Source organism: Microcystis sp. M179S2 (genome assembly GCF_020245805.1).
In the GTDB taxonomy this organism is placed as follows: domain Bacteria; phylum Cyanobacteriota; class Cyanobacteriia; order Cyanobacteriales; family Microcystaceae; genus Microcystis; species Microcystis aeruginosa.
In genome coordinates, this window is sequence record NZ_JADBUE010000028.1 from 1 (window position 1) to 9,545 (window position 9,545).

At 47.8% G+C, this 9,545-nt stretch carries 11 protein-coding genes; 5 read left to right on the plus strand and 6 right to left on the minus strand.

Annotation, left to right across the window (positions count from 1 at the left end; translation table 11 throughout):
- Positions 1 to 489, plus strand: a 489-nt coding sequence (locus IM500_RS01425; RefSeq protein ID WP_502882348.1) for an RpnC/YadD family protein, incomplete at its 5' end; no start/stop codon positions are given.
- A gap of 195 nt (positions 490 to 684) precedes the next feature.
- Here IM500_RS01425 and IM500_RS01430 read toward each other — a convergent pair.
- The 3 genes from IM500_RS01430 to IM500_RS01440 are packed head-to-tail and all read right to left on the minus strand — an operon-like array spanning position 685 to position 3,205.
- Complete coding sequence (locus tag IM500_RS01430; RefSeq protein ID WP_190720048.1) at positions 685 to 1,902, minus strand: LL-diaminopimelate aminotransferase; 1,218 nt, start codon at positions 1,900 to 1,902, stop codon at positions 685 to 687.
- 16 nt (positions 1,903 to 1,918) lie between these two features.
- Positions 1,919 to 2,281, minus strand: a complete 363-nt coding sequence (locus IM500_RS01435; RefSeq protein ID WP_081106816.1) for a thioredoxin family protein — start codon at positions 2,279 to 2,281, stop codon at positions 1,919 to 1,921.
- A 45-nt stretch (positions 2,282 to 2,326) separates the two neighbouring features.
- A complete protein-coding gene (locus IM500_RS01440; protein WP_190720051.1) occupies positions 2,327 to 3,205 on the minus strand; it encodes an ABC transporter permease in 879 nt (292 codons plus the stop codon).
- 17 nt (positions 3,206 to 3,222) lie between these two features.
- Here IM500_RS01440 and cobT point away from each other — a divergent pair, with 17 nt between their 5' ends.
- A complete protein-coding gene (gene cobT / locus IM500_RS01445) occupies positions 3,223 to 4,302 on the plus strand; it encodes a nicotinate mononucleotide-dependent phosphoribosyltransferase CobT (RefSeq protein WP_287737481.1) in 1,080 nt (359 codons plus the stop codon).
- Positions 4,303 to 4,548: 246 nt separating this feature from the next.
- On the opposite strand, the gene IM500_RS01450 is transcribed toward cobT, so the two are convergent.
- The 3 genes from IM500_RS01450 to efp form a co-directional block, all read right to left on the minus strand.
- Positions 4,549 to 5,535: a zinc-dependent alcohol dehydrogenase family protein gene (locus tag IM500_RS01450; RefSeq protein WP_287737483.1), complete on the minus strand. Its 987-nt coding sequence runs from the start codon at positions 5,533 to 5,535 to the stop codon at positions 4,549 to 4,551.
- Positions 5,536 to 5,540: 5 nt separating this feature from the next.
- The gene (gene accB, locus IM500_RS01455) at positions 5,541 to 6,035 is read right to left on the minus strand and encodes an acetyl-CoA carboxylase biotin carboxyl carrier protein (protein WP_190720061.1); all 495 of its coding nucleotides are present in this window, start codon (positions 6,033 to 6,035) and stop codon (positions 5,541 to 5,543) included.
- Between the two features lie 166 nt (positions 6,036 to 6,201).
- Entirely contained in the window at positions 6,202 to 6,759 is a 558-nt protein-coding gene (efp, locus tag IM500_RS01460) for an elongation factor P (RefSeq protein ID WP_002762061.1), read from the minus strand.
- A gap of 223 nt (positions 6,760 to 6,982) precedes the next feature.
- Between efp and IM500_RS01465 the strand changes: the two genes are divergently transcribed.
- From IM500_RS01465 to IM500_RS01475, 3 genes are all read left to right on the plus strand, one after another.
- On the plus strand, positions 6,983 to 8,470 hold the full coding sequence (locus IM500_RS01465; protein ID WP_190720064.1) for a type I restriction-modification system subunit M: 1,488 nt from the start codon (positions 6,983 to 6,985) through the stop codon (positions 8,468 to 8,470).
- Between the two features lie 3 nt (positions 8,471 to 8,473).
- Entirely contained in the window at positions 8,474 to 8,695 is a 222-nt protein-coding gene (locus IM500_RS01470) for a helix-turn-helix domain-containing protein (RefSeq protein WP_130758460.1), read from the plus strand.
- Between the two features lie 239 nt (positions 8,696 to 8,934).
- Entirely contained in the window at positions 8,935 to 9,246 is a 312-nt protein-coding gene (locus IM500_RS01475; protein ID WP_002775244.1) for a nucleotidyltransferase family protein, read from the plus strand.
- Positions 9,247 to 9,545 lie beyond the last annotated feature (299 nt).

Genomic DNA, 9,545 nt, shown 5'->3' on the forward strand with positions numbered 1-9,545 from the left:
CATTCTTTTCAAGTCATCCGTCTTTGGGAAGAAAATACGCCGCAATTTTTCCATCATCCCGGTTTATTACCCTTTGCCGTCCTCAGCAATACCGATGACCCCGAACAGGTGTTAAGTCAGGTGTCCCGTTCTCTAGAAACTATCTCCCAAAAACAGGTGCAAAGCAATCTCGCTGCCGCCACCAGTATTCTCGCTGGGTTAGTATTAAATCGAGAGACGATTAAAAAAATCCTTCGGAGTGAGATTATGAGAGAATCAGTCATCTATCAAGATATTTTAGAGGAAGGCAGAGAGGAAGGCAGAGAGGAAGGCAGAGAGGAAGGCAGAGAGGAAGGCAGAGAGGAAGGCAAAGAGGAGGGAAAAGAGGAAAAAGCTCGACAAATTGCCCTAAAAATGCTATCTGCTGGGTTTCCTATCTCAGAAATCGCCCAATTTACTGATTTATCCCCCGCAACTATCGAGGAATTACAAAGACAGCAGCACAATTAAAGCTTTTAACCGCAAAGGGTGGGGAATTAGGAAAATTTCGGCTCATCTCCCCACCCCAAGCACGATTAACGGCGTTTAGCTAGGCGACGCACCACTAAACCACTACCTAGTATGCCTAGTCAGATAATACTAGAAAGTTTGGGCGTGGACACATTACCAATATCACCCGAAATATCAGAAGCAACAAGGCGAAAGTTATCCATTGCAGCATAACCACTGCTTAGAATATCGATTTGATCCCAAAAAAGCCCCAATTTTCTCCACGGCAGCCTCTAGAATATCGGGATCGTGAACTAAGGCAAAACGCACATACCCCTCGCCACCCTTACCAAAACCGGAACCCGGGGAAACAGCGACACCAGTTTGGGCCACCAATTGCCGACAAAAATCGACGGAATTACCCGGCCAACTGGGGGGAATTTTCGCCCAAACGTACATAGTGGCGGCCGGGGTGGCAACTGGCCAACCGATGCGATTTAGGGCATTAATAAACACATCCCGGCGTTTTTGGAAGATAGCGACGGTTTCCTTGACTGAATCTTGATTACCGGTTAAAGCAGCGATCGCACCGTTGAGGATGCCCAAATACTGATTAAAATCAACCATGGCTTTAATCTGTCGCAAAGCCATAATTAACTGCGGGTTGCCAATGGCGAAACCGATGCGAAAACCGCCCATATTATAGGACTTGGAAAAGGTAAAAAACTCGATCGAATTGGTTTTATCTCGATCGGCCTGCAAAATTGACGGTGGTGGCGATGTTCCCGCAAAAAAGATGTCTAGATAGGGAAAATCGTGGATTAAAACTAAATTATGCTGACGGCAAAAATCGACCGCTTTTTGGAAAAATGCCAAAGGTGCGATCGCTGTGGTGGGATTATGGGGATAACTCAAGACCATCAGCTTCGATTGTGCCAGCACTAGGTCAGGAATGTCCTCTAAAACCGGCAGAAAGTCATTTTTTGCCAAAATTGGCATTCCGTAGATTTGGCCGCCGGCAAGGGCAACACCGCCCAAATGGGAGGGATAACCCGGATCGAGCAGCAGGGCAAAATCCCCGGGGTTGAGAAGGGCCAAAGGTAGATGGGCCGTGCCTTCCTGAGAACCAATTAGGGGTAAAACCTCCGTTTCTGGGTCGACGGGGACACCAAAGCGATCGCTATACCAGTTAGCGGCAGTTATTCGGAAGTCTCCCGTACCATTATGGAGTAAATAGCCGTGGGTGTGAGGATCGTGGAGAGATCGCTCTATAGCATCGATAACATGGGGAGCAGCACCAAGATCGGAGGAACCGAGCGAAAGATCGATAATGGTATTACCCGCTTCTCTACTGGCAGCTTTTGCCCGATCCATATCGGCAAAAACGTTGGATTGGAGTGCCTGTAAGCGGTGTGCTAGGGTTAAGTTATTCATAACCACAGATACCTAATTAGCTGACATAGGTATCGATAAAAGATTGTAATTGTTGTTTGCCGATCGCCCCTTCATGAGTGGCAATAATTTCGTTATCTTTAAAGATGCGTAAAGCGGGAACACCTTTCACATCACATTTAGCCACCGAGTTGGGGTTAGGGTCTATTTCTAGTTTAACTACTTTTAGCCGTTCGCCGTAGGTTTTCGCCACCCAATCGATCGAGGGGGATACCAGACGGCACGGACCGCACCAACTCGCCCAAAAATAGACTAAAACGGGTTTTTCGACCTCAAAAACCTCTTGGTCAAACTTCTGATCGCTAATGACAGTTACGCTACTCACAGTATTTATTTCCTCACCATCGCTACTGATCATCATAGGGGTTCTGGGTAATTTTCGGCAATTATCCACTTCTACGCTTCCTTACACATTAGGATCAAAGACATCCCGTAAACCATCACCGATAAAATTAATACTTAACACCGTGATCACGATAGCTAGAGCGGGAAAAATGACCAAGTGGGGGGCAGTTGTCAAGTAATCTTTAGCTTTAAATAACATTTGTCCCCAAGTCGGCACATCGGGGGGGAAACCCAAACCCAAAAAACTCAGGGTTGACTCGGTAATAATCGCATTACCCACCGCTAAAGTAGCCGCCACGATAATCATTCCCAAAACATTAGGCAATAAATGCACCCAGATTAAACGGAAAGGAGTGGCCCCCAAAGCAATCGCAGCCGAGATAAATTCCATCTCCCGTAACTTTAAGAAATTTCCCCGCACCAATCGCGCCACCGACATCCAATTTAAACCCCCGATTACTAAAACCACGAGGATAAAAATGCCCGTTTCCGGTCCGGCGATTTTCTTGATACTATCGCGAAATAGATAGACAATCAGTAAAAGTAGGGGCAATTGGGGCAAAGATAGGAATAAATCCGTTAATCGCATCAACAAACCATCGATCGCGCCCCCGTAAAACCCAGAAATAGCTCCGATCGCTGTCCCTAGAATCATCGCCACCATCATAGCAGCAATGCCCACCGCTAGGGAAATTCGACCCCCCACCAAAATCCTCGCCAATTGATCCTGGCCCAGATCATTAGTCCCAAAAAGATGTTTTAAACTAGGGGGAGCAGTGGTTTGACTAAAATCAATGGTATCGATGGGGACCCGATAGAAAATCGGACCGAATAGGACAGCAAGAATAATTATCATTAATGCGATCGCTCCTATTACTGCCAAGGGATCTCGGTAAAAACGTCGCCAAGTATCGATAATTGCAGAAGACAGGGGAGACATAATCAAGAAAATCACAGATGATTAAAATTTACAAGGAAATCGAACGGGGGCAAAATTGGTTACAGCGCCATCAAAAATGTTGTCCGATATTTGCCCTAGTTTTGGGGTTTACCGAGACGGGATTAATCCCCGGAATCTCCACCGCCGGTGCTACCCCGGAAGATAGAAAATATACAGCGATCGCCGATGCCGAATTTATCGTTAAAGGAGTTTCACCCCATCCCCGTTATCCCTTACCCCCCCTAACGGTGGGAGCCTCCCCCGCCTATATTACCCGCGCCGTGGTGGAAAAATTAGCCATTCCCGTCCTCGTTTTTAACGCCGGTTTACCCTTGCCCCCGGCCGTCGATTATATCGAACTGGGGGGACAACCGGCCCGTTGTCTCTCCACCGGCCGCGCCCTAGACCTGACTATAGTAAAACACCTGTTCGCCCAAGGATTAACTTGGGGAGAAAAATTAGCCCGCCAGTCTAGTTATCTAATTATCGGCGAGTGCGTGGTCGGCGGCACCACCACCGCCCTCGCCATCCTCACCGGACTGGGTTATCGAGCCAACGGCAAAGTTAACAGCAGCCATCCCCAGTGCAATCATGCTCAGAAACAGGCAATAGTTGAGCAGGGATTAGCCAGAAAAAAAATTTTTGATCCTTTTGAGGTAATCGCCGCCCTAGGCGATCCTCAGCAGATTTTCGTCGCTGGCATGGCCATCGCCGCCAGTGGGCAGGGTGGGGTACTCCTCGCCGGAGGAACCCAAATGTTAGCCGTTTCTGCCCTAATTCAAGCTCTAGTGGCTAAATATGCCTATCCGGTTAACTGGGAAAATATCATCGTCGGCACAACTCGCTGGGTAGCGGAAGATAAAACGGGGGATACGGTGGGATTAGCCCGCATGATCGGAAAATTGCCTTTATTAGCCACACAATTAGACTTTTCTGCCTCTAAATACCCGGTTTTGCAAGCTTATCAACAGGGTTTTGTCAAAGAGGGAGTGGGTGCGGGGGGATGTGCGATCGCCGCTTGTTTGTACCAGAATTGGACTAATCAAGATTTGGTCAAAGCGATCGAAAATTTAATCGGGTTTCAACTAAACTGTTGACTATCTAGGGTTTGCGGCAAAAAGTTTTTCCTGGGTGTAGGGTGTAGGGTTTTGCCGATTTTCAGGTGGTCAATTACCTAATTTTCAGGGAAAAAGTCCCTGAATTTTCCCCCTGATCACTCCCATGCCGGCCACTTTGGGATTTCAAAAAGGTCTAAAAGTCTTATCCAACAAGGTTTTTAGATTTATTCAGCCAACCCTAAATACGCGGGCAGCTTATGAGAGAAAATAGTGACAAGCAGATTTCTAGTCAATAATTAGGGCTATTTTCCCCGTCACCGAACCAGTTTCTAGCAATTGATGGGCGCTGATAGCTGCCGCTAAAGGGAAGGTTTGGGAGAGATGAATAGTTAACTTTTTCTCGTCAATTAAACGCGCCCCTTGTCTGAGAATTTCTGTTTGATATTTTTGCGCTTCTGGCAGTCCCATCAAAGCCGGGGTTAACATTAATTCTAAACTAATCCGCAAATTGCGATCGCGCGCTTCCTTCCAGCTGCCCGTAGGTTCCAAAATCGTCACCATATCGCCGTACACTCGCACCGCTCGGCAAGTTTGGCCAAAAGTTTCCCCTCCCACCGTATCAAAAGCGACATCTACTCCTTTCCCTGCGGTTTGTTGAAGTATCGCCGAGACAAAATCGGTTTGTTTGTATAAAATCGGGTAATCTGCCCCTAATTGCCGCACTAAACGCTCTTTATCGCTATTTCCCACCGTCGTATAAACTTTAGCCCCCTTCAGTTTCGCCAATTGAATCGCGACATGACCAACACCCCCGGCCCCGCCATGGATAAGTACGCTTTGTCCCGACTGGAGACGGGCGCGATCATAGAGTGCTTCCCAAGCGGTGATTAAAACTAAAGGTACAGCGGCCGCCTCGGCAAAAGAAAGAGATTTCGGCTTGTGGGCTAGATAATCCGCCTCGATCAGGGCATATTCGGCATAATTTCCCGTGCCAGCCTTGCCCAGTCCGCCGTTACAAAAATACACTTCATCCCCGGGGCGAAAATCCTGCACCGCCGCCCCAACGGCCTCGACAATTCCCGCCCCGTCACAGCCCAAAATGGCCGGCATTTGCTCGGGGTAAAAAGTGCCGCGTTTACGAATTTTTGTATCAATAGGGTTGACACCAGCGGCTTTTAATGCTACTAAAACCTGATGCGGTTGACTAATTTTCGGGGTGGGGACTTGCTGAAGCTGTAGGACATCCACCGCGGTCATGAGGATAGCTTTCATTCTATCTATTCGGGATTAACCCACATTAATGTCTGACCAAATTCTACCGGTTCACCGTTAGCGACGGCGATTTCGACGATTTGCCCGGCCACCTCCGCTTCGATTTCATTCATCAACTTCATCGCTTCGATGATACAGACCGTTTGTCCGACACGGATCCGATCGTTTTTTTCCACGAAAGAGGGTTCATCGGGAGCAGGAGCGCGATAAAAAGTGCCGACCATGGGAGAGGTAATCGCCAGCCATTTTTTATCCATAGCGGCGGCTACGGGTTCGGGAGTGGGGGTTTCTGGGGCCGGGGTGGGACCTGCGGCTACCACTGGAGCGGCGACGGTGTCCGTCACCACCGGCAAGGGAGCGGGGAGAGGCCCAAGGGCAGTATTAACGGTTCCTTTGCGGATATTTAGCTCCAAATCTGCACTTTTCAGGCTAAATTCACTGATATCCGTTGCTGCCAATGTTTTGATCAGTTCTCGAATTTCGTTGTAATCAATAGTCACCGCTCTGAAATCCCCTCGCAAATAAAAAGCAACAAATCCAAATTCGCACCCACCAAACTATCGATTTTTCCCATCTAGCGGCTAAGTTTTGGGAAACAGGCTCAGAAACACTGGCTTTAGTCCTAAACCCGTCCCTAAGCCCTCATTTCTGGGCTTCTGATCACAATTATTCCCGTCCCAGATAGGAACCATCCCGGGTATCCACTTTAATCCTTTCACCGATAGAAATAAACAGGGGAACCATCACCTGCGCTCCCGTTTCTACGATCGCCGGTTTCGTGCCACCGGTGGCCGTATCTCCCTTGACTCCCGGATCCGTATCGGTGATTTCCAAGATTACCGAGGTGGGCAATTCTATGTCTAACACTTGATCATTCCAAAAGAGAATATTGACTTCCATTCCTTCTTTCAGATACTTGGCTCGATCGCCCATTTGTACCGGGGTGAGAGTTGCTTCCTCAAAAGTCTCCATGTCCATGAAGACAAACTGATCGCCTTCTTTGTAGGTGTGCTGCATGGTACGCTTTTCGATCGTGGCTGAGGGCAAGGTTTCCCCCGCCCGGAACGTCCGTTCTACCACGTTGCCGGTCTGAACATTTTTTAACTTGGTTCGCACGAAGGCCGATCCCTTGCCCGGTTTGACGTGCAGGAATTCCACCACCCGCCAGACAGAGCCATCTATCTCGATGGTCGTACCGCTCCGAAAGTCGTTACTCGAAATCATGAAATGCTGTTTAGGCCAAGAAAGATCAACATTCCATTTTACATACTTCCTGTACCCAAAAAAACTTTTTTCCCGCCCCTACAGGTAAGGGGGAGGTGGGAGGTGGGGCAAGCAAGGGACAAAAGCTAATCACTTAAGTACCTAATAGCATTTTTCACCCTGAAACCTCGATTTTTAGTACAATATTACTGCAATACTAAAAGCAGTGAACGAGTAAACAGCGATGATCACCGGCGAATTAAAATCCAAAATAGATAAACTTTGGACAACCTTCTGGAATAACGGCATTAGTAACCCGCTTTCGGTAATCGAGCAGATTTCCTATTTACTCTTCATCAAACGCCTAGATGACCTAGAACTAGCTAAGGAGCGTAAATCCCAACGATTAGGCGAAAACCTCGAAAATCCCACCTTTAACCCCAGCCAACAGCATATCCGTTGGTCCCGCTTCAAAAATATCGATGATGCCGAGACAATGCTCCAGATTGTCCGGGATGAAGCGTTTCCCTTTATCAAAGATCTGGGACAGTTTTCTAAGGGTAGCACCTACGCTAAACACATGAAGGACGCGGTGTTTCTCATCGCCTCCCCGGCCCTGCTGGCGACGGTAATCGAGCAAATTGAAAAAATCCCCATGGAGGATCGGGACACCAAAGGCGACCTTTACGAGTATATGCTCTCGAAACTGAGTACAGCCGGGACTAACGGACAGTTTCGCACGCCGCGCCATATTATCAAAATGATGGTGGAGTTATTAGCGCCGGGACCCCGGGAAGTTATCTGTGATCCGGCCTGTGGCACAGGAGGCTTTTTAGTGGCGGCTGCCGAGTATGTGCGGGAGTTAAAGGACAGCGAGGGGGGACGTTTGCTCCTTGAACGCGGCAACCTAGAGCATTTCAATAACCAAATGTTCCACGGTTTTGATTTCGATGCCACGATGTTACGCATCGGCAGCATGAACCTGATGTTACACGGTATCGAGCAGCCGATTATCGAGGCCCGGGATTCCCTATCGGAGGATCACGCCGGGGTAGAGGATAGTTTTACCATGATTCTGGCTAATCCACCGTTTAAGGGTTCGGTGGAGAAGTCCACTATTGCCAAGGATTTATCGAAAATCATCGACACCACTAAAACCGAGTTATTATTCATGGCCCTGTTTTTGCGCTTGCTGAAGACGGGGGGAAAAGGTGCGGTAATTGTGCCGGATGGGGTGCTATTTGGCTCGTCCAAGGCCCATAAGGACATCCGCACCATCTTGGTAGAAGAACATAAGCTAGAGGGGGTGATATCGATGCCGTCGGGGGTGTTTAAACCTTATGCGGGGGTATCTACCGCGATCCTGATTTTTACGAAGCTGGGGGTAAGGGAAAAGGGGACTGACTTCGTTTGGTTTTATGACATGGTGGCGGATGGTTTCTCTCTCGATGATAAGCGCCAACCGATTGCCGATAATGATATCCCGGACTTGCTGCGCTGTTGGCAGCAACGCGACTCCGCTAAGGATACCAACCGCCAAGGGAAGGCGTTTTTTGTGCCTCGCGAGGAGATTCAGGCCAATGCTTATGATCTATCAATTAACCGCTATAAAGAGATAGAGTACGAGGAAGTGAGCTATGAGCCGCCGAAGGTGATTTTACAGAAGTTAAGGGCTTTAGAGGCTGATATTCGTCAGGATTTGGACGCATTAGAGGAGATGTTAGGAGATTAGGAGATGAAAAATCTACAGCCATTAGACCTACATCCTCTCAAAACCGAATCCGAGTATGAGGCCGCTTTACTGGAGATTGAGTCGCTTCTGGAAGTACCTCCGGGGACACCGGAAGCAGCGCGCTTAGATTTGCTTGCCACACTGGTTGATGCCTATGAACAGGAACATTTTCCCATCCCTCTGCTAGATCCTATCGAAGCGATAGTCAACCGAAAGGATATTTGATTTATCCTGAGAAATAAGATTTGTCGGCATTTAGATTCCAAGAGAGTGGTGGGTTACGCTATCGCTAACCCACCCTACCCATTGAAGGGAGAAGAGTTCATAGTAGGGTGGGTTAGACGGCAACAATCTAGGCGTTAAAGTCAATCTAACAATCCGTCGTAACCCACCGCTTTAGTCCACCGAAAGGATATTTGATTTATGCTGAGAAATAAGATTTGTCGGCATTTAGAGGGGATGTGATGACTGTAACGACAAAGCAACAGGTAATTAGTCTGCTAGAGCAAAATCAAGCCGAATTACGGCGATTGGGAGTTAGTCGCTGTGGTTTGTTCGGATCTTTTCGGACAGAGCAGACGACAGAGAAGAGCGATGTGGATATTTTGGTGGTGTTTCAACCCGGGATGAAGACATTTAATAATTTTATGGATTTATGTTTCTTTTTGGAGGACTTGTTTGGTCGGAGTGTGGATCTGGTTACACCTGAGTCGTTGAGTCCTTTTTTTGGACAACGAATTCTCGATGAGGTGGAATATGTCCCCTGTAGTTCGTGAGTTTTAGTCAACCGAAAGGATGTTTGATTTATGTTTGAAAATAAGATTGTTCAGGTTTTGGAGAGGATGTGATGACTAGAATAAAAGCGCCATTCGATCCCCCCCAACCCCCCTTAAAAAGGGGGGAGAAGAGTTCATAGTAGGGTGGGTTAGACGGCAACAATCTAGGCGTTAAAGTCAATCTAACAATCCGTCGTAACCCACCGCTTTAGTTAACCGAAAAGATATTTGATTTATGTTTGAAAATAAGATTGATCAGGTTTTGGAGAGGATGTGATGACTAGAATAAAAGGACTATC